The organism is Candidatus Zixiibacteriota bacterium (genome assembly GCA_016933955.1).
In the GTDB taxonomy this organism is placed as follows: domain Bacteria; phylum Zixibacteria; class MSB-5A5; order GN15; family PGXB01; genus JAFGTT01.
This window is the reverse complement of the sequence record JAFGTT010000019.1, coordinates 54,843-75,531: the sequence shown is the minus strand read 5'-3', so window position 1 is coordinate 75,531 and position 20,689 is coordinate 54,843. Positions and strand designations below refer to the sequence as shown.

General features: G+C 48.0%; 18 protein-coding genes and 1 tRNA gene. 7 read left to right on the top strand and 12 right to left on the bottom strand.

The annotated features are described in order from the left end of the window. Window positions 1-180: 180 nt before the first annotated feature. From JXQ28_06915 to hutU, 9 genes are all read right to left on the bottom strand, one after another. A complete protein-coding gene (locus JXQ28_06915) occupies window positions 181-1,650 on the bottom strand; it encodes a DUF2779 domain-containing protein (protein ID MBN2277460.1) in 1,470 nt (489 codons plus the stop codon). A 23-nt stretch (window positions 1,651-1,673) separates the two neighbouring features. Then, on the bottom strand, window positions 1,674-2,324 hold the full coding sequence (locus JXQ28_06910; protein MBN2277459.1) for a hypothetical protein: 651 nt from the start codon (window positions 2,322-2,324) through the stop codon (window positions 1,674-1,676). Between the two features lie 112 nt (window positions 2,325-2,436). Further along, window positions 2,437-2,733 carry a GYD domain-containing protein gene (locus JXQ28_06905; GenBank protein ID MBN2277458.1) on the bottom strand — a complete coding sequence of 99 codons (297 nt, stop codon included), beginning with the start codon at window positions 2,731-2,733 and terminating at the stop codon, window positions 2,437-2,439. A 582-nt stretch (window positions 2,734-3,315) separates the two neighbouring features. Further along, window positions 3,316-3,570, bottom strand: a complete 255-nt coding sequence (locus JXQ28_06900; GenBank protein MBN2277457.1) for a cold shock domain-containing protein — start codon at window positions 3,568-3,570, stop codon at window positions 3,316-3,318. Window positions 3,571-3,648: 78 nt separating this feature from the next. Next, window positions 3,649-4,074 carry a hypothetical protein gene (locus tag JXQ28_06895; GenBank protein MBN2277456.1) on the bottom strand — a complete coding sequence of 142 codons (426 nt, stop codon included), beginning with the start codon at window positions 4,072-4,074 and terminating at the stop codon, window positions 3,649-3,651. Between the two features lie 41 nt (window positions 4,075-4,115). Next, window positions 4,116-5,075, bottom strand: a complete 960-nt coding sequence (locus JXQ28_06890; protein ID MBN2277455.1) for a PorV/PorQ family protein — start codon at window positions 5,073-5,075, stop codon at window positions 4,116-4,118. Window positions 5,076-5,133: 58 nt separating this feature from the next. Further along, window positions 5,134-5,628, bottom strand: a complete 495-nt coding sequence (locus tag JXQ28_06885) for a hypothetical protein (protein MBN2277454.1) — start codon at window positions 5,626-5,628, stop codon at window positions 5,134-5,136. Window positions 5,629-5,670: 42 nt separating this feature from the next. Next, window positions 5,671-6,936: an imidazolonepropionase gene (locus JXQ28_06880; GenBank protein MBN2277453.1), complete on the bottom strand. Its 1,266-nt coding sequence runs from the start codon at window positions 6,934-6,936 to the stop codon at window positions 5,671-5,673. A gap of 274 nt (window positions 6,937-7,210) precedes the next feature. After that, on the bottom strand, window positions 7,211-8,866 hold the full coding sequence (gene hutU / locus JXQ28_06875) for a urocanate hydratase (GenBank protein ID MBN2277452.1): 1,656 nt from the start codon (window positions 8,864-8,866) through the stop codon (window positions 7,211-7,213). A 157-nt stretch (window positions 8,867-9,023) separates the two neighbouring features. On the opposite strand from hutU, the gene JXQ28_06870 reads away from it, so the two are divergent. Genes JXQ28_06870 through JXQ28_06860 form a run of 3 tightly spaced genes read left to right on the top strand, consistent with a single transcriptional unit; the run spans window position 9,024 to window position 11,094 of the window. Then, entirely contained in the window at window positions 9,024-9,680 is a 657-nt protein-coding gene (locus JXQ28_06870) for an epoxyqueuosine reductase (GenBank protein ID MBN2277451.1), read from the top strand. Window positions 9,681-9,725: 45 nt separating this feature from the next. Continuing rightward, a complete protein-coding gene (locus tag JXQ28_06865) occupies window positions 9,726-10,265 on the top strand; it encodes a DUF4416 family protein (protein MBN2277450.1) in 540 nt (179 codons plus the stop codon). Continuing rightward, window positions 10,255-11,094 carry a hypothetical protein gene (locus JXQ28_06860; GenBank protein ID MBN2277449.1) on the top strand — a complete coding sequence of 280 codons (840 nt, stop codon included), beginning with the start codon at window positions 10,255-10,257 and terminating at the stop codon, window positions 11,092-11,094. The genes JXQ28_06865 and JXQ28_06860 overlap by 11 nt, the downstream gene beginning before the upstream one ends. 110 nt (window positions 11,095-11,204) lie before the next feature. Here JXQ28_06860 and JXQ28_06855 read toward each other — a convergent pair whose 3' ends face one another. Next, on the bottom strand, window positions 11,205-11,396 hold the full coding sequence (locus JXQ28_06855) for a hypothetical protein (protein ID MBN2277448.1): 192 nt from the start codon (window positions 11,394-11,396) through the stop codon (window positions 11,205-11,207). A gap of 15 nt (window positions 11,397-11,411) precedes the next feature. Continuing rightward, window positions 11,412-11,951, bottom strand: coding sequence for a redoxin domain-containing protein (locus JXQ28_06850; GenBank protein ID MBN2277447.1), 540 nt, complete (start codon window positions 11,949-11,951; stop codon window positions 11,412-11,414). 320 nt (window positions 11,952-12,271) lie between these two features. Between JXQ28_06850 and JXQ28_06845 the strand changes: the two genes are divergently transcribed. The 3 genes from JXQ28_06845 to JXQ28_06835 all read left to right on the top strand — a co-directional run bounded on the left by JXQ28_06845 (window position 12,272) and on the right by JXQ28_06835 (window position 17,869). Further along, on the top strand, window positions 12,272-13,165 hold the full coding sequence (locus JXQ28_06845; protein ID MBN2277446.1) for a hypothetical protein: 894 nt from the start codon (window positions 12,272-12,274) through the stop codon (window positions 13,163-13,165). A 134-nt stretch (window positions 13,166-13,299) separates the two neighbouring features. Next, window positions 13,300-14,559 (top strand): UDP-N-acetylglucosamine 1-carboxyvinyltransferase, encoded by a 1,260-nt coding sequence (gene murA, locus JXQ28_06840; protein MBN2277445.1) that lies wholly within the window; start codon window positions 13,300-13,302, stop codon window positions 14,557-14,559. A 37-nt stretch (window positions 14,560-14,596) separates the two neighbouring features. Then, entirely contained in the window at window positions 14,597-17,869 is a 3,273-nt protein-coding gene (locus JXQ28_06835) for a PD40 domain-containing protein (protein ID MBN2277444.1), read from the top strand. Window positions 17,870-17,936: 67 nt separating this feature from the next. Here the strand turns inward: JXQ28_06835 and JXQ28_06830 are convergent, their stop codons facing one another. After that, a complete protein-coding gene (locus JXQ28_06830) occupies window positions 17,937-20,429 on the bottom strand; it encodes an AAA family ATPase (protein MBN2277443.1) in 2,493 nt (830 codons plus the stop codon). A gap of 111 nt (window positions 20,430-20,540) precedes the next feature. Between JXQ28_06830 and JXQ28_06825 the strand changes: the two genes are divergently transcribed. Continuing rightward, a tRNA-Glu gene (locus tag JXQ28_06825) sits at window positions 20,541-20,616 on the top strand. The last annotated feature ends 73 nt before the right edge of the window (window positions 20,617-20,689 follow it).

Below are 20,689 nucleotides of genomic sequence, written 5' to 3'. Positions count from 1 at the left end.
CGCCCGATATCGCAGGCCAATCTTGATTATATTATTATTTAATACTATTATATTGCCCCTTATTAGATTCTCCGGACATCAATTTAATATAATAATTATATTGCTCCCAAAAAAACAATAAAATTTTTATGTTTTAAAGGGGAAAGCCGGCCTCATCCATTGATCCGGTTAAATAGATAATCAGACTTTCCCCTGGAGATAATCATGGATTCTGACCATGGCCCAGGTATCCTGCTCGCAATAACGAAGTAATGACTCCCTGAGAGAATCTCTATCCTGCCCGTTTTTATCAGGTGATATCATTTCAAGGTATTTAGCCATAGCCGTACTGCCATCCTTGATATCAAGATCACTCCAGCCGTTGCCATCATCGGAAAACATCGCCGGCAAAACCTGTTTGATGGAATAGGAACCTTTGAATGCAGGGTGATAGTAATTTCCCATAATCAGACGGCACTGGTCAACCAGGCGAGCCCCAATGGCCTCAATCCGGCCGGCGACGACCGGGAATTCCTTCGCCAGGTTCGATAGAATCACTTTCTCGAAGGAAGTATAGTGCAGAATGCTTCCCTCATCGCCAAGGCAGTTCAGAAGTGATTCAATAAAAGGAATCCGGGGGTCGGTCGGTCGATCATGAAGAAATTCATTATGGTCGATTGAGTTATCCCGGCGGAGAATATGGCATGACCACTGAAAAGGAATCACCTGGTAGGGACAGGTTCCGGACAGGCGCGGAATAGCGGTCGAAACGGTCTCAAAATCAAGAAAATAAAGGGGATATTTCAAACTGCCCAGTTGTTCTCCGAGATCGGGATTGACATATTCGACATTATCCATTACGCATCCGCGAATCATGTTCTGGGTTGGCGTCAAGCTGAAATCGGATGGAATTTTACATATCTCCCTGATATTCATCGAGGCCAGAAGATCCCATTTGCTCGAACTGAGACGGGGCAGGTATGCCACCCAATCATCAGGGATATCATCCCGGCAAAAGGCCGATAATCCGCATTCTTTACAGGCCCGGTCCAATTCGGGGAGTTCCGGTTTGGGGCCCTTAATTATATCCTTGAACCAGTCGATGGCCGGCCCGAGAAGATTATTCATGGGATCAATCTCGGGTTTCAGATCGAAAAACGCGAATAGCCCGGAATAATTATGAGAATTGCCATCATATCGGTAATTCCGGTTAAGATGCAGGATCCCCGCCTGTTCCAGTTCAAAACCAAGACGGGATAACACATAATACTGAATCCAGACATCCCAGAGATGCTTTTCCTTGTTAACCCCGGTACTCGATTTCACTTCCACCAGATTCCATCTACCACCATTGAGACGTTGCAGGATATCGGCCCGTATCAAAATATTATCGAAAAGAAAACTCCCTTCAAAAATAGCCGGGACATTCTCATCCTCAACCAAACGCATGGTTGTTTCCAGATTTTCCGCCTGATTCCCATCACCATTCTCGGCTGAGCGGCCACCGGGGAATAAATTCCAGGCCTCCCGCCCTACTTCAATTCCTGATTTCATTCGATATATTTCAACCGGGCCCGGTCCCGGAAGATTATCAGGCGGGTGCGCGGCAAACCATAATCTCATCCGGCATTCCATCCCCGCCAGAAAATCCGATTTGGTCATATATGACATTATTCCCCCACTCTATTACGAAATTAACCGGCAATATGGGGCCGACCTGATTGATAGGCCAGAACCTCTTGACGATTCCTTTTTCTTTTAACCATGGTTGTAATAATGATAATGACAGCCAGAACCCAGCTGACAACCATGATAACAATTGAAATAATAACAGTCGTCAAAAGGCGTTTCATAAAATCCCGGCCCACCGCCAGAACCGTTTCCTTACCCGTAGCGGAAGACCCCACTCCAGGATACCAGGCTTCCAGAAGATATGACCCCGGCTCTATTATATTAAAATCATACAGCGAATAGCCGTCGCGATCTTCGAATTCATAAGATGATCTGCCCGGAGTTTCTTCCAAGAAAATTTCTTCATAGCCTTCCAGTTTGACCAGTCTGATCTGAAGTCCGGCGATATTGTCATCCGAACCAAATATCCGTCCGCCGACAACACTGCGATACTCATGGAAAATGGTATAATTGCCCGGACCCCTAAATTCCATAACCGCCCTTCCCGGTACCACCACCCGCTGAAAATCATCGGCCATATGAATTACCCTGTCATACAGAAACCAGATAAAAACCGCCGTTCCGAACACTCCGACCATAACCCCGAAGGCGACGTACCAGAGACTTGGCCTGACCTTCTCAATCGGATAATAATTCGAATAGGACTCATTCATACCGAATATCTTTTACTAAAAATCCGAAAAATCACTTAAATTAGATTTGTCTTCCACCATGATCCTGATGTACAATAACCCATTACATTCGAATTTTCAAGTTTGCTAATGGTCAGATCTCTTCGGTCAGTTCGACAAAACGTCTATATGGAATCGCGGTCCAGCTCTGGGCCTCAAAAGCCCTATGAGTCATCGAAATCATGGAAACCTTGGCCGCCACCTCTTCGTTGGGAGCTTCGTAAATATCCATGAAATCGTAACCGCCCAGAAGAGCATAATGCGCCACGAATTTAACCTCGGGGCATTTTTCCCTGACCTGCTCCAGCCAGGCGCGACCGATTTTGGCGCGGTCTTTCATCCGCTTCGAAACATCGGTCGAAAGCTTAGTCATCAAAATAAAAGTCTGCATCGCCAATCCTCCTTGCGCCTGCCCACATCGTCAGGCAGTTTATTAAAAGACTATCACAACTTTATCCACATATTACCAACAATCAATTGGGATTAATTGCCATTCCAGCCATAAAAACATTCACTCCGCAGGATTGAATAGTTTTCTCAATGTGTTATCCACACCCAATCCACAGGAATCAATCACAGATAAGAATCGCAGATAACAACCCATGATCGGGTGCCGATTAATATAAGTTAAATAAATCTTTACCTCCGGTCAACCGGATAAGCCAGGCAATCCAAAAATATAATAAAAATATGCTTTGAGAAATGTCGTCTGTAATCGAAGGCCATTAAGCCCGACTTATAATTATTTGTATTATAGTTACTTACAGTCATCACGTTGGGCCACAAATCGGATTCATCGCCTACTTTGATCCATTATGTAGTTATTCTGAATCGGTTAGCAGGCAGATAATCCTTGACAAATTATGCCGGCCGTAATATTTTTATAATGGAAGTTTGCCGAGGGAATACGACGGGGATTTCCCCCTCTGTCTCCGTCTACACGGTAAGCTTCCCTTTTTATTGTTTGATTGGATTAATATTTGAATAGTTCGGCGATACGTTTTGTTTTTATTTCCTGGATTTCCTGGTCGGCAAGATTCAGATGGAATGCCCTCGGACCACGGGGACCTATGTTAATCGTGAAAACAACCTCGTCGCCTTCATTCAACTGCCGAAACTTTATCTTTCGAAGCCAGCGCTGATGAAAAAACACCTTTTCCCCGTCTTCCATTTCAATAAAACCGTATCCTTTGGAACGTTCGATTGATACAATTTTGCCTCGGTCCATAGCCCGTCCTGAATATTTAAATATCATTCTCTCGGGTCATTCACCCGACGAGAATTATATCGGAATAATCGGGAAATACTAATTCCCTGACATTGTCCGGAAGCTGTAAATCAACCATCGGCCGTCAACATGGCGAAGACCGAATTTATTGTAATACTGAATACCCAACTTTTTATTAAGAAACGATACCTCGACCAGAGCCGAATCCCCATGGATTTCCGTCTTGCCGATCACCCTCTGCATCGAGAACCAGCGCTTTTTGGTTATCCCGTCACCGGTTAAATCATCCAGAATCTCGGCTGGATTATGAAATACCCGTGGTTCATCCCGCTGGAGTGCATAATCCTCCTGTGTTTGATCCATCAGGGCCGGCAAATCGACCAGATGCTCAATAGCCGGAGCATCATTCCGTTCCATAGCCCCGAACAGACGGACCACCGTATCCTTGGGCGAATCGCCGCCGGTTCCCCCCGAACATCCGGCCAGAAACAATATCGCGATCATCAGGATCAACATCCTGATATTCATTTGTTTTCTAAATCGGATTATTGGAATCCTCCGGTTAAGGTTATGCGATGACTGGTCCCCAATTCCGCCTGAGGTGTGATTGTGTAAGATATCTGCATATATTTATAATCCACCCCGAATCCGGCCGTGAAACCCGAAAGATCATCCTTGCTGGAACCCGTTTTATAATTCTCACCGAAATTGGAATAACCCAATCTTAAATACAGTGGTTTTAAAGCCAAAAGTTCGCCGCCAAGGGCGAAATAAAGATCATTATCGGTCGGATAAATTAAATCCCCGGCGATCAGGAGCGGCAGGCCCTTGAGATACGAGGATACCCCGCCCCGGACAACAAGAGGCAAGGGATCCTTTTCACCATCACCGAAAGTTGACAATTGCTTTCCCAGGTTCTGAATCATGACACCGACATGGGTCCTCTGCTGCCTATCCACGGCCAGCCTGGCCCCCAGATCGATCGCAAAACCAGTGGCCGAAAAATCATCGATTTTCTCATAAATAAGTTTCAGCGTTCCGCCCACCGCCAGTTTGGGATTGATATTCATCGCGTAACCGGCGGCAAAAAGCAAATCACTTCCGCCAAAAGTGCCAAGCACCCGACCGGTATCGTCGGTCTCAACAAAATCACCATAGCTGAGATAGTTTAAATAAACCGTCACTTTGCGATTTTCGCCGACCGGATGAATATATCCCAGGAATCCGGATTGCATATCGAATACATTATTATTATAACCGGCCACATACCGTTTACCTTTCAAATCAGCAATTCCACCCGGGTTATAGTAGAGTGAGGTTTCATCGTTGGCCACCCCGGTAAAAGCCCCGCCCATGGCCATTGGCCGCGCCCCGACCGGTATTTTCAGGAAATAAAAGGCACTGGTTCCGGCATCCGGGTTATTTTCATCGGCCCAAAGGGAACCTGAGCAAAGCAACAGCATCGCGGCCAACCCCAGGACGACTGTAAGATGTCTTGATTTCATGCAATACCTCACTAAATCGGGAATATATTTTCTATTTTCGGTTACTGTCAAACAAAAATTACCAGCTTTTGGTGGTTCGGTTAATTATATCCTCCACCAGTTTCCCGGCCGCCAGAACCTGCCCATCCTCCTCGGTCTGTGAATCGACATTATAAACGCCTTCGCTCAAAATAACCTCTTTCCAGATTTCCTCGCCGCTTTCGCGTTTCTGGAGTAGAACATCAAAAGTAAGGCGGACAACATATTGAGAGACATTATCGGCCTCATCATAGGTATACGGATCTCTTTTATAGTTTAAAAGGGTCCCGAATAAATTGGCATCGGCATTGTCCTCGGAGGCTATTTTTAAATTGCCATCGGCAATGAAAGCATCCACCACCAAATCCGTCATCCGGTTGGCCAGCCCGGATTCAATCGTTTTATTTTCGAACTGGGCCACCGAAATAGTTTTAATCGATGATTTACCGCCGGGATTAAAACTGTAAATGCCACAACCGGATATTATTCCGATAATCAGGCAGAAAACGGCAATACCAGGCAGACCCTTCATCATATTCTTATAACATTCCGCCACAGGTGAAGTTTCGGAAAATGATTATCCGATAACAATTTTACCCCGTTTTATAACGGTTTTAACCAGATTGACACCATAATGATAAGGCATTTCCCGATAATCATTCATATCCCAGACAACAATATCCGCCGGCAGACCCGGGATTAACTGGCCTATCTTCCCCCCGCGGTTAACCGCACAGGCGGCATTAACCGTAATCGCCGAAATAGATTCGGCCGCCGTCATTTTGTAATGAAGAGCCGCCAATGTGGTCATCAACGGCAGCGACTCGGTAAAACTCGAACCCGGATTACAATCGGTTGACATGGCCACTGTCACCCCCGCCTCGATCAATTTCCGGGCCGGCGCATAATGTCCTGATCCGAGCGAAAAACAGGTTCCCGGGAGTAGCACCGCGGCCGTTCCCGATTGAGCCATTGCCGCAATACCCGCATTGGAGATATAGACAATATGATCGGCCGATACCGCTCCCATTTCGGCGGCCAGTTCGGAACCGCCCGATGAAGCCAATTCGTCGGCATGGAATTTCAGCTTCATCCCGTGATTTTTGGCCGCGCTCATAATCCGCCGCGACTCCTCAACACTGAAAACCCCTTCCTCGCAGAAAATATCGCAAAATTCCGCCAGTTGTGCCTCGGCTACTTTCGGAATCATCTCATCTATTAACAGGGCAATATAATCCTTGCGCTGATGACGAAATTCATCGGGAACTTCATGCGCCCCCAGGAAAGTGGGAATGAGATCCATAACATGGTTTTCATTTAGTTCCTTGATAATCTCCAACGATTTGATCTCTGCCTCGGTGGACAATCCATATCCCGACTTAGCCTCGATCGTGGTAATCCCGTAAGAAAGCAGTGCATCCAAACGCTCGGCTGTTTTCTGGACAAGTTCGGCCCGCCCGGTTTCACGCAGATCCCGAACCGAGGCCCGGATACCGCCGCCGGCCGCAGCGATTTCCATATAGCTCTTTCCCAAAATCCGCATTTCGAATTCACTCTCGCGAGTTCGGGAGAAAACCGGGTGGGTATGCGGATCAATAAAACCCGGTGTAACCACTGCCTTCCTGGCATCAATTACCCGGCATCCCTCGGCCAGATCGACATGACCTTCGACTTCCTCGGATTTGCCGACGGCAAGAATTTCTTCACCGGCCACAGCCACCGCCCCGCCTTCAATCAGACCCAGATCTTTCATCTGGTCTCCAAGACGCGGAACCGGGCCAACCATGGTTATCAGATGATTGATATTTTTTATCAGAAGGGTCGCTTTTTTTGCAGGAGGCATGATTCAGTCCAAAATTATAGTCAAACAAATTCTTCGGAGTTTATCCTTTTCACAACTGAATAATTTAATAGGCAAAACGTAAAAAATCAACCGGTATAATCTGATTCAGTCAAACCGCCGGATTTCCGAGAGCATATCCGACAGCCCCCGAATAATCAGTGGCAGTTATCATCGTTGATTATCTCCGGTTTAAGCAATTCTTAATACAGGTATTTGAAAGTGGTAATAATAAAAAGGGCCGGGTGTGCAATCCGGCCTCCATATGTCATTTTATTCATTTCCCGATCATCGGAGTTTTTATCTTATGATCTTTGGCGAACTTAATCGCTTCCTTATAGCCGGCATCGGCATGACGGGCGATCCCGATTCCCGGGTCATTGGTTAAAACCCGATTCAAACGTTCACCCATCATCTCGGTCCCATCAGCCACAATAACCATTCCGGCATGAATTGCGTTACCGATACCAACCCCGCCGCCGTGATGAATCGATACCCAGCTGGCGCCGGAGATAGCATTCAGCATACCGTTTAAAAGCGGCCAGTCGGCGATAGCATCGGACCCGTCTTTCATCGCTTCTGTCTCGCGATATGGCGAGGCCACAGAGCCGCAGTCGAGATGATCGCGGCCAATCACAATCGGAGCTTTAATCTTGCCCTTCTTCACCAGATCGTTGATCAATTCTCCGAATCGGGCCCGTTCGCCGTACCCCAGCCAGCAAATTCGGGCCGGGAGTCCCTGGAAGGGCACCTTCTCCCGGGCCAGTTCAATCCAGCGACATAATGATTTATTATATTTGAATTCTTTTAAAATGATTTCATCGGTCACATGAATATCGGCCGGTTCCCCCGAAAGAGCCACCCAGCGGAAAGGACCCTTGCCCTCGCAAAAAAGCGGCCGTATATAAGCCGGGACAAAACCCGGAAATTCAAAGGCCTCCTTAAGGCCGCCCTTTTCCGCTTGACCGCGCAGATTGTTACCGTAATCGAAAACCACTGATCCGGCCCGGAGAAATTTCACCATGGCGCTGCAATGTTTAACCATTGATTCATAGGCCCGATCGATATATTCACGGGGATTCTTCTTGCGTAAACGGTCCGCTTCGGTGACGGTCATTCTCTCCGGGATATACCCGTTTAACTCATCATGAGCCGAAGTTTGATCGGTGACAATATCGGGAATGATACCCCGCCGGAATATTTCCGGAAACATCTCCGCGCAATTACCGACCAGTCCGATCGAAATCGGTTTCTTCAGCCGGGTGTGTTCCTTGATTAATTTAAGAGCCTTATCCAGTGTCTTGACCTTGATATCGCAGTAACCCATCTTAACCCGGCGATTGATCCGGGTTTCATCAATCTCGATGCAAAGAATGGATGCCCCCGCCATGGTCCCGGCCAGAGGTTGAGCCCCGCCCATTCCCCCCATACCGCCCGTCAGAATCCATTTGTCCGACAAATCGCCGTTAAAATGCTGGTTCCCGACTGCTGCAAAAGTCTCATAGGTCCCCTGCACGATTCCCTGGGTTCCGATGTATATCCAGCTCCCGGCCGTCATCTGGCCGAACATAATCAAACCCAGTTTTTCCAGCTGGCGGAATTTATCCCAGGTCGCCCAGTGCGGAACCAGATGGCTGTTAGCGATCAGTACGCGCGGAGTATATTCATGGGTTCGAAAAATACCGATCGGTTTGCCCGATTGAACCAGAAGCGTTTCATCATTCTCAAGCGTTTTTAACGATTTGACAATGGCGTGATAACAATCCCAGTTGCGGGCCGCCTTGCCCGATCCGCCATAGATAATCAGGTCTTTCGGCTTCTCGGCAACCTCCGGGTCAAGGTTATTGTTAAGCATGCGAAGGGCCGCTTCCTGAGCCCATCCTTTACAACTCAGCTTGGTTCCCCGTGCGGCTTTGACCGGTTTGTATTTCATACCCATTTATCCTCCATTAAAATCTCAAGGCTATTAATATATTGGCTTATCCAGATTTTTGCAACTTTTAATTGGCGACCTTTCTCTTGGATTTAATCCGGCATATTCATATAATCGTATTATGGACCCGGTCAAAATCAAAAGCGATCTTCGTCAGATGAGTAAACTGAAAGGCGGCCCGCTTTTGGGGGTCACTACCGTTACCGCCGATTTAAGAGCCGGCTTTCACGGCGAGATCAGAGAAACATCGAACCGCCTGACCACCGCCATTTCAATCGGCGTCCCGGTATCCCCGGCGGTCCTGGAAACCATCGTTGACCGGCCCAATGTATTGTATAAATCGCATTACCGGCAGATCAATCATATCCTGAACGACATTGCTTTCAATGTCTCATGGCACCTTATGCAACTCGGGTCTTCAGCCCTGCCGATTCCGGCCTCACAGATCCTTAAATGGAAACCGAAGATGCTGGCCCATCTGTCACATCGGGAAATCGCTTTCCGGGCCGGTCTGGGTTGGCGCGGACGGAACAATCTCCTGGTTACTCCCGATTACGGCTCTCAAATTCGGCTGGTTACGATCCTGACCGATCTGGAGCTGGAGCCTGATTTTCCTCTTGATGATGACTGCGGCGACTGCTACGCCTGCATCGATGCCTGCCCGGTCGGGGCTATCGCCGAGAATCCGCAGGATTTTGATCTGGCCGCCTGTTTTTCCAAAGTCTCTGAATTTGCCCGGCCCGAAAATATTGGGACTCTTATCTGCGGACTGTGTCTGGCACCCTGCTTTGGCAAAAAAAGCAATAATGGTTGATACTCCGACCATTTACGGTTATGTTACCGTTAATCAGGAGAATCTATGGGACGAATCAAAACCCCTCTGCCGGGAAGACTAATCCTCTCGATCATCTATGCTTCGGTCGGGGCTATGCATGATGCTGTCCTGGAAATCGAGAAGAAGTATGGCCATGTCGAACTCGAAACCGATGAAATCGAATTCCTGCATACCAAATATTACCGCGAGGAGATGGGTGACAATCTGAAACGAAAATTCTTCGCTTTCGAAAAAACGGTGGATCGCGACAGCCTGGCCGACATCAAACTCTGGACCAATAAACTCGAAGAAAAATACGGCGAGAAGGTGGGGGATTTCGTTTTTCGCAAGATCAATCTGGATCCCGGGATTATGACCCATGCCAACCTGTGCCTGGCCACCACCAAGGACTATGCCCATCGCGTATATCTGAAAAACGGAATTTTCGGCGAGGTGACACTGATCTTCCAAAATAAAAAATTCAAATCACTGCCCTGGACATATCCAGATTATACCGAACCCGAAGCACTCGATTTTTTCATCAGGGTCAGGGAAACTCTGAAGGGATGGGATTATGAACCTTAGAATAGCAGGCCTGATTTTGATGGCCCTGTTACTCTCCTGCGGCGATGAGCATTACGGCACCAATAATGATGACGATGATTATATTTACCCTATCGAAAGCGAGCCGTCCCTATCGCCCGATCACAATTATATATACTACATCTCAACCGACACCAATTATACCCAGTTCACCGGTATCTATCGAGCTTCGATCGGGGCCCCGATCCGTGAACCGGTACTGATGGGCGAGGGTTTACATTCACCGACCATCGGATCCGATAACAACACCCTGGCTTATCTCGACTCCAGCCGGATTATGTTCTATCGGATTTCAAATGCATCATCATGGCCCTCGGAAATTACCCGGGACTTCGAATCCATAGTCTTGATGGACACCAGCCTGATTCTGGCCCAGAATAATGATTCTCTGTTTATGGTTCTCGGCAATGAAATGCAGTATTTCGGACCGGGCTGGGACCCGACCATCGTCACCCGCGACACCTTTATCTATTTCGTGGGAAACGACAGCACCTACCATATAATAAAAAACAATATTTTCAACATTCTGCCGGAGACTCTCTTTACCTATATAACCAAAGCCTGGCTCCATTGGCCTTCACTCCATCAAGCCAGCGGCCGTCTGGCGTTAGACCTGGGCTGGCATTTTCAGGATTATATTTATTCCGCCGAAAGTGGCGAGACTTCAGTCACCTACATCGACAGCTCCGAATATTCCAAACCGCTCATTATCAGTTTCGACCAGATTATCTTCACTGGACCGGACGGGCGATTCTATGTTTCTCCTTTCAACGGTGCATATTCGGTGCCGTACGTCTATGTCAAAGAATAACCCCGGAAAATAAAAAAGGCCGACGTTTAAAGCCGGCCCTGCCGGGCGGGATTACCCACCCTGAAATTGTCCTTTGGAAAATCTGCCCAACATTAGATGATTCGATCCATCTAAGGGCATGGAACCGGAATGCAGACATCCCAGCAGATAATGGGCGGTGCCTGTGTGCAATACATCACCCAGATACAGCAGGCATAACGTGCCTCGGCCTGCTGGGTTGACATGATCGTAAAGCCGCCGGCAAACATCACAACCAGTGACAGAATGATCACCAGGGCTTTAATTCTTCTTAGAGCTGCCATGTAATATCACCTCCTTCATGGTTGAAGCTGCGATAAAACCTGGATTATTTCATGACGTTGTCTTTCAGTAACGGCCCCAGGCCAGACCCGGATTATTTTCCCGTCGGGCGATATCAGAACCGTCTGCGGCAAGATGTTGCCTTTATAAGTTTCCATCAAATAGGGATCCTGGGCCCCGACAATCGGGAATTTAAGACCATTCTCCGACGCGAACTCCCTGGCTTCCTCGGGTGTCCCGGCGCACATCCCTAAAAACCTTATCTCCTGGAAAGAGGTATCTGCGAAAATCTCGGACCAGAAACCGATATTATCTTCGCACGCCGTACAGGTCGGTGAAAACCAGAACAACATCGAAAATGGCGCTCCCGGCGTATAATTCAGACTGATATTCCCCGCGAAAATATCCTGGGCGCTGAATGGCGGGACCATATCATCGGGCGACAAAGTTTTAAAATATTTCTTGGGATCCTCGATAATTCCGCGCAGTTTATTATTTTGAATCACCAGATAGACTATTTCGATTCCCATTATGATAATAATGAGAATTAAAATCATTGTCAGCCGGTCTCGACTGGACCCTGAACTCACAACGAGCGTTTCCTTTCACACCTGATTGCTCTTTATCGGACAGGTTCCCTGGTCCTCCCTGAGCAATTAAATATTTTATGTAAAATCCGGTTGCTTAATAAAGACAGATTTTATACATAACAAAACCAGACAACAATGTCAAGGATATTTTGTCAGAATCTGTCACCGGGTTATTCCGGCAAAAAATATGTAAATAAAATTGGTCTTTCTAATCTATTGCCTTGTCAAATAAAATAAAAGAGTCTCAATCTTTTATTGGCATTTTTGGTGAAAGTGAAATCCGATTTATGAACCACAAAAAATCAATAACCATGATAATCCTGGGCGGTTTGGCTATGTTGCTGGCCTGTAACACGGTGGAACTCCCCGGAAATTGGACTGGGGCGGGTATAACGGCCGACGGAAAACGAGGGGACTGGGATGATATCCCCTTTCATTATTTCGAAAAACAAAAAGCCGTCCTGGCCATGTGCAATGACAGCAGTCACTTAAATATTTATTTCAGTTTCAATGACCCTTCCTGGCTGCAATCCATTCGGATGAGCGGCCTGACCCTCTGGTTTGATAACCAGGGTAAAAAACACAAAAATATCGGCCTAGTCTATCGCGGTGGAACTCCCCCTCGTCCCGACTCCGGAGGCGGGCCGGGCGGTGATAAACCCAGTCGTTTCGATTCCGACCAGAAGAAACAAATGTTTCCGGGCGACACCTTGAAAACACCTCAATTGACCCTGATTGACAAAGACAATGATTTTGAATTTACGGCCCCGGTCGATGGCGGTATGGGTCCGAAGGCCGCTTTTGGTGAAACCAACGGCATTTATACCTATGAATTCAGTATCCCGCTGGCCCCCATGTCAGCCGGCTTTTTCGGCATCGATGCTCAACCCGGGGCAACTGTTTGTATTGGAGTTGAGTGGGGCAAAATAGAGATGAAACAAATGAGTCGGCCTTCCAAAGATGATGATTTCGGTGGTCCTCCGAGAGGAGGCGGCCCGGGCGGAATGGGCGGCTCCCCGCCAGGCGGCGGGATGGGTCCCGGCGGTGGCGGCATGGGCCCCGGCGGCGGAATGTCGGGAGGCCAACCCAGCATGCCGGAAGAACAGAAAATCTGGATAAAAACGGTTCTGGCAAAACCGACCAATGTTGCTGATAAAGAAACCGCCGCGGATATCTATTGAAAAACCACGGCCCGGTAGCTGGCTGTCGGGTCGTGTTGATTATATTATTGTTGCAACCTGTAAAGCAAACGTTTATCCTTTAATGTTTTTGAAGTTGGAAATGATTTGGAATATTAAGCATTATAAGGATTAATATGGATAAGTTTGAAATCCGCGGCGGAAAAATCCTGTCCGGCAGTCTGGCCGCCGATGGCTCCAAAAATGCCGCGTTGCCGATCATTGCCGCCACCATCATGTTTAAAAAAGGCCAAACCGTCCTTGAAAATATCCCCCCTTTAAGAGATATATACACAATTAAGAAAGTCCTGGAATATATCGGCGCCGTGATTGATTATGATCCCGATTCCGGCCGAATGAGTCTCGATTGCAGTAATATTAATAACAACGAAGCTCCTTATGACCTGATGCGGCAGATGAGAGCCTCATTTCTGGTTCTTGGTCCGCTCCTGGGTCGCCTCGGAGAAGCCCGGGTTTCCCTTCCGGGAGGCTGTATTCTGGGTGCCAGGCCAATTGATTACCACATTCTCGGATTTCGAACGCTGGGAGCCGAAGTTTCCGAAGATGGCGGCTATGTTATCGCCCGGTCCAGGAAGCTCAAAGGCGCCACCGTCCATTTCGATCGGCCATCGCACACCGGCACCGAAAATATCATGTTCGGCGCCGTGCTGGCCAACGGGACAACCCGGATTATCAATGCCGCCTGCGATCCCGAGGTGGTTGATGTTGCTGAATTCTTGAAGGCCGCCGGGGCCAAAATTCATGGAGCCGGGACGGCCACCATTACAATTGAAGGCGTCTCCGAACTTAAATCCATCAGCCACAAAGTCTCCGGGGATCGGCTGGTAGCGGGAACTTATATGTGCGGGGCGGCCATTACCAGCGGCGAGGTCGAAGTGACCGGCATAAATCCATCTCATCTGACCATGGTTTCACGTAAATTATATGAGATGGGCTGTCAGATTGAGGAGAAAAAAACGGCTATCAGGGTCAAAGGACCAAAAAAACTGAAACCCGTCAAGGTGGTTACTTTTCCATTTCCGGGTTTTCCGACTGATCTTCAGCCATGTTTCGTCGCCCTGGCTACGGTAGCCGGGGGAACCAGCAGTATCAAGGAAACTGTTTTTGAAGACAGGTTCGGATACACCATGGAACTCCGGCGCCTGGGGGCCAATGTCAATGTTACGCTGAACGAAGCGCTGGTTACCGGCGTCTCTAAGTTGAAGGGGACGACGGTGATGGCATCCGATATCAGGGCCGGCGCAGGCCTGACTCTGGCCTGCCTGGCCGCAGAAGGAAACAGCGAATTACTTCGGGTATATCATGTTGACCGGGGTTATAGCAAATTGGATGAGAAATTATTGAAGCTGGGAGCCGATATTAAAAGAGTAAGTTGATAAATAAATAAAGTCCATCATTTACACGGAATTTGTTATGATAAAGAAAATATTTATCCTGTCATTTTTGATATTCTTATGTATCGGAGCGGCCAATGGTCAAACAAGATTCTTTGGCCAGAACAAAGTCCAGTATAAAGCCTTTGAATGGCAGTACCTGCAAACCAGGCATTTCGATGTCTATTTCGCTGATCAGATGTATGAAACGGCCAAATTCTCAGCAACGGTTCTCGAATCAGCTTACGTCATTATTTCGGATCAACTGAATTACCACATCCACCGTCGTATTCCCGTTTTCATTTACAATTCCCCGAATGATTTCCAGCAAACCAACATCACTTCCGGACTGCTTCCGGAAGGAGTCGGCGGCTTTACCGAGGTTTTCAAAAACCGTATCACCGTCCCTTTCAATGGATCAACCGCCGACCTGCGCCATGTCCTGCATCATGAGTTGACCCATGCCGTTACCTTCGATATGCTTTTCGGCAATATCTTTTCCTCGCTGATTTCCCGTCAGAGGTTTTTCGAAATGCCCCTGTGGCTGGCTGAGGGTTATGCCGAATACAGCTCCCGGTTCGGATGGGACTACCAGGCCGATATGGTGGTTCGCGATGCCACCATCAACAATTACCTGGCTCCCCTCGAATATATTTCAGGGTACATGGCCTATAAAGAAGGACAGGCCCTGATTAATTTTATCGCCGACAACTATGGTGAACGAAAAATCGGAGAGATTTTCGCCAAAGGCAAAATTCACCTGACCATAAATAAGGCCCTGAAATCATCCCTGGGTATCACTTCCAAAGAGCTTTACGAGGAATTTTCCAAGGAAATGAAACGCCGTTACTGGCCCGATATCGCCAAACGGCAGGAAGCCAAAGAATTTTCACGCGCTCTGACCAATCATTCCGAGGACGGCTCTGGATTTAACGGCAACCCCATCTTCTCCCCCAAAGGAGACCGTCTGGCCATCTTCTCGACTCGTAAAGACTACACCGAGGTGTACCTGATTTCGGCCATCGATGGTAAAGAAATCGACCGCCTGGTCAAGGCTGAACGAAGCGGCGATCTGGAATCGCTTCATTCCTATTATTCGGGGATTACCTTTTCGCCCGATGGCGAAGAAATCGCTTTCGTGGCCAAATCTCATGGTCGGGATGCCATCTATTTCCTGACCATCAAGGATAAAAACATTTATCAAAGGAAGTTCTTCGAATTCAACAGCATTCTCCATCCCCATTGGTCCCCGGATGGCAAGAAAATAGCCTTCGCGGCTCTTAATGGCCGGCAACGCAATATTGTTGTCTATGATATCGAAAACAATAAGACATACAATCTAACCGATGATACCTATGATGATGATCATCCCTCATGGTTCCCCGATTCCAAACATCTGGCCTTTTCCTCAGATCGCCCGCATCCCGATAATGCTTTTATTGTAAATAACCCCGATTATCAGCCGACCGATTCACTGGATTACCGGAAAATTTACAGCCCCTTCGGCTATGGAAATTACAATCTCTTTATGGTTGATATTGATGATAAATCGGTTTTTCCGATCCACGCCGGTCCTGGAATTAATACCGAACCGGATGTGGCTCCCGATGGCAAAACGGTCTGCTTCGTTTCGAATCGGAACGGAATCGACAATCTCTATATCGCTTTTATCGATTCCTCGACCGTCTTTCCGATCACCGACATCCTGACCGGAGCCAATGCCCCCTCATGGTCTCCCGATGGCAAGCAGATCGCTTTTCAGTCTTTCAACAAAGGCGGTTTTGATATCTTTGTCTTGAAAGACTGGAAGGATGCTATTAAAAACGGCCGGCTCGAACCGACCGATTTTATGAAAGGGAAATACGATTACCATCAAACCGAAATTGCCAAAGAGGATTCAACAAAATTAATCGATATTGCCGAAGTCTCCGATTCGACTGCCAGCGACGATTCTCTGGTAACTGCAACAGCACCCGAGACCGGTGATTCCACCACGACCCCGGAACCGGCCCATGTCGATACGACTCGAATCGAGGGTGGCGATTTTGTTTTTGTCTCTAATCCTGATGAAGGCAGTGATGATCCCCTGGCCGGATTATTCGAACCGGTTCACAAAGATACCTCGTCCATGAATTATCTGGAACCGGAGGAAAAGGCGGTTTTCGATTCCATTGCCACGGTTAATAAATTGCCCAGCGGTGAATATAAGGTCCATGATTATCGGGTTAAATTCACCCCGGATTACGTCAACGGCGGCTTTTCCTACGATACATTCTATGGTCTTCAGGGGAATTCGATCTTCGTCTTCTCCGATTATCTCGGTGACCACCAGATTTATCTGATCACCGATCTGGTCAATACCATTGATCAGACCAATCTACAGGTCTACTATTTCTACAATCGGATGAGGACCAATTACGGAGTGGGGCTGTTCCATACCAAAAACTATTACATCGATGCCTATGATTATTTATTCTCCGATCGGATGTACGGATTCCAGGGTTATATGTCTCGGCCCTTCTCGCAGTTTTTCCGCGTCGAGGGAGTCGTCGCCCAATATTTTATCGACCGCAAATATCATGATGCCGATGATATCCGCGAAGATCGGTCCGCCAAAGTCTCCACGGCCACTCTGTCCCTGGTCCAGGATAATATCATCTGGGGGATCACCGGGCCGCTCAATGGCCGCCGTTCCCGGCTTGATTTCGATATCGCTTATGACCTCTTCGGATCCGATCCCAATATCTCCTTCTATGCCACTGAGTTCGATTATCGTAAATACTGGCATATCAAAGGACTCTTTTCATTTGCCGTCCGCGGTTCGGCCGGAATTTCCTGGGGTGATACGCCCAAGAGGTATTTCCTCGGAGGGACTCCCAATAAAATCGAAAATACTACCATCGATGCCGAGGTGTACGATGTGGAAAATCTTTATTTTTCCGAAACCATCACCCCCCTGCGTGGCTATGAATATTTCGATTTTTCGGGCGATAGGTACTTCCTGGCCAATTTCGAATTCCGTTACCCCTTTGTCGATTACCTGAAAATGAACTTCCCGCTTCCGATGACTATCGGTTATGTTACCGGGAATATTTTCTACGACATCGGTTCCGCCTGGAATGATTCCACCGGTTTCAAGGGCGCTACCTCCCAGGGGGATAATCGCCTGGTCGATATCAAATCATCATTCGGTTTCGGAATCCGCGCCAATCTGGGAATATTCGTCCTTCGTTATGATCTGGCCTGGGCCACCGATCTGGCTACTGTGGCGGCTCATCCCAAGTACTATTTCTCGATCGGCGCCGATTTCTAAAACACAAAAAAACGGAATGAGTAAAAAAACCCGCCGATGGCGGGTTTTTTAGTGCTGATGAAGAATTTTACTTCTCGCGTTTTTTCTTCGGCTCAACGGCATCTTTGCCATCGCCATTGCTGGCCTTCTTACTCTCATCCTCGGCGGAGCTTTTATACTGCCGGGCCAGACGGTCGAGTTCTTTATCGGCCAGATCGTAAATACTTCCCCTGGTGAAACCGCCGTTTTTCAATTCCCGTCCAGCCGGTTTGCCGGTCAGGATTTCGATCCCTTCCTCGATGCGGGAAATCGGGTAAATATGGAATTTGCCTTCCTTCACGGCTTCAACCACTTCCTGTTTCAAATGAAGTTCCTCGACATTCTGTCTGGGGATAATCACGCCCTGACGGCCGGTCAGTTTCCTTGATTTACAGACATCGAAAAAGCCTTCGATCTTTTCATTGACCCCGCCGATCGGTTGAATATCACCGAACTGATTGACGGAACCCGTCACTGCAATACCCTGATTGATCGGTACTCCGGACAGGGCCGAGAGGATGACATAAATTTCGGTTGATGAGGCCGAGTCGCCATCAATTCCGGAATACGACTGCTCGAAACAGATCGATGCCGACATCACCAGCGGTTTATTGGCGGCGAATTTCCCCCTCAAAAATCCGGTTAACACCAGGATACCTTTGTTGTGAATCGGCCCCGAGAGATCCGATTCCCGTTCGACATTGATTACCCCGGCCCGTCCGACTGATATTCGGGCTGTTATTCGCGCCGGGCGGCCGAAACTGTGTTCCCCGGTATCGAAAACCGAAAGCCCGTTTATCTGTCCGACCGCTTTGCCTTTCGTGGCCACCATGATGATATTGTCATCATAAAACTCCTGGTACTTATCCTCGATCATGTTGACCCGATGGATTCTCGATTTGACCGCCTCGCAGACATCCTTTCGCGTTACAGCCTTACGATTCCCGTCAATGGCACAAAAGGCGGCTTCACGAATGAGATCGGCGATATTGGTGAAGCGGGTTGAAAGTTTGTCTTTCCGGCCGGCCAGGCGGCTGCCGTATCCAGCCACTTCCTCGAGCGCCCCCCGATCAAAGGGAATCAGCTTTTCATCATCGGTTATTTTCCTGACGAAGGATACGTACTGGCGAAGCGTTTTGGCATTCAGCTCCATGACATGGTCGAAATCGGCCTTGATCTTGAATATCTTCTTGAAATCTTCTTCCTGGTACCAGAGAATATTGTAAATTCGCCGCTCGCCGATTAATACTACTTTGACATTGATCGGCACCGGTTCCGGTTTAAGAGCCGAACCAGCCATCATGTAAAACGGATCATAGGCCGAAACCGCCACCTCGCCGCTCATCAGAACCCGTTTGAGGTTTTTCCATACTCCCGGCTCGGTAAATAGATCAAGAGCGTTGATAACCAGGAAACCGCCCGATGCCTGGTGCAGCGATCCGGCTTTTATACGGGAGAAATCGGTCCGCCAGTACCCGAAACGATCGACCACCCGCTCCATGGTCCCGAACAGATTACGGTAGGCCGGGGAGTTTTCAATCACCACCGGAGTACTTTCTGTCTCGGCATTGTCAAGAAAAAGATTGACGGCAAATTCCTCAAACGGTTCTTTCTTACGAAATCCCGGGGCTTCCTGCTCCCCCCGTCGCGGCCGGGCCTCTTTGAATCGATCCAAATCTTCAAGCAAAGCCCGTTCCACCTCGGTCAGATACTCGACCGCCCTTTCATTAGGATATTTCTTTTTCAAAACATTTATTTTATCGCTTATGATCGGGGCCATCATAGACTGATCCAGCTTTTCCAACGCCTCATCAAGTTTATTCAGCATCTTTTTGGATTCTATTTCCACAATACCCATTTCCCGGCGAAGTCTTTCGCGGCTGCGAATCAACTCATCCAGCCGCTCTTTGGGAAACTTACCGTCCTGGGCCAGCCGTTCCAGTTTTTCCAGGGGCGATGGTTCATTGTCCACCAGTGGCTGCAACTCGTTTTTGATACCGGTTCCGACCTGGTACTGAACCATTACAAAACCGGCCTCATTCATCTTCTTCTCGAAATCCTCAATCAGTTTTTTCTGGCGGCTTTCAAAATCAGCCGCAATCCGGTTGCGCCGATTTTTATAGTCTTCACTGTCGAATATCTTGGGTATCGACTTTCGCAGGGCCGAGATCGTTAACTCAACACTGTTCTTAAACTTACGCCCATCGCCGGCCCGGAAAATCAACGCCCGAGGCTGATCCGAATCGCGAAAATTGTTGACATAACAGATATCCATCAAATTCGGTGTATGGTTATTATGAAGTCCTTCGAGAAGATGTTTGATGGTCGTCGTCCGACCAGTCCCCGTCAAACCAGTGACAAATATATTGTAACCCCGGCTTTTAACCTTGAGCCCGAGCTTGATCGCCTTGATAGCCCGCTCCTGGCTGATAATATTGCCGCAAGGAGAAACATCATCGGAGGTTTTTATTTTGAGTTTGCCCAGATTTATTTGGGGAACAAGATCCTTGATTTTCAATTCCCTGGCTTTGCGGGGCGCCATATTACCCTCCTGAATTTAATTTCGTCCAATATATATTCTTTTTATTTACAAAACAAGCCTTCTTGACAATTAAGGGAAACCTGTTATATTTGGCCGAAATTGAAATCTCACGCCGGTATCGTCTAGTGGCCCAGGACGGGGGATTCTCAGTCCTCAAACCGGGGTTCGATTCCCCGTACCGGTACCAAATAAAGCCGGGTGACGCCTTTTGGGAAGTCATCCGGCTTCTTTTAAAGTCATTATTTTCAGATCATGGCCCA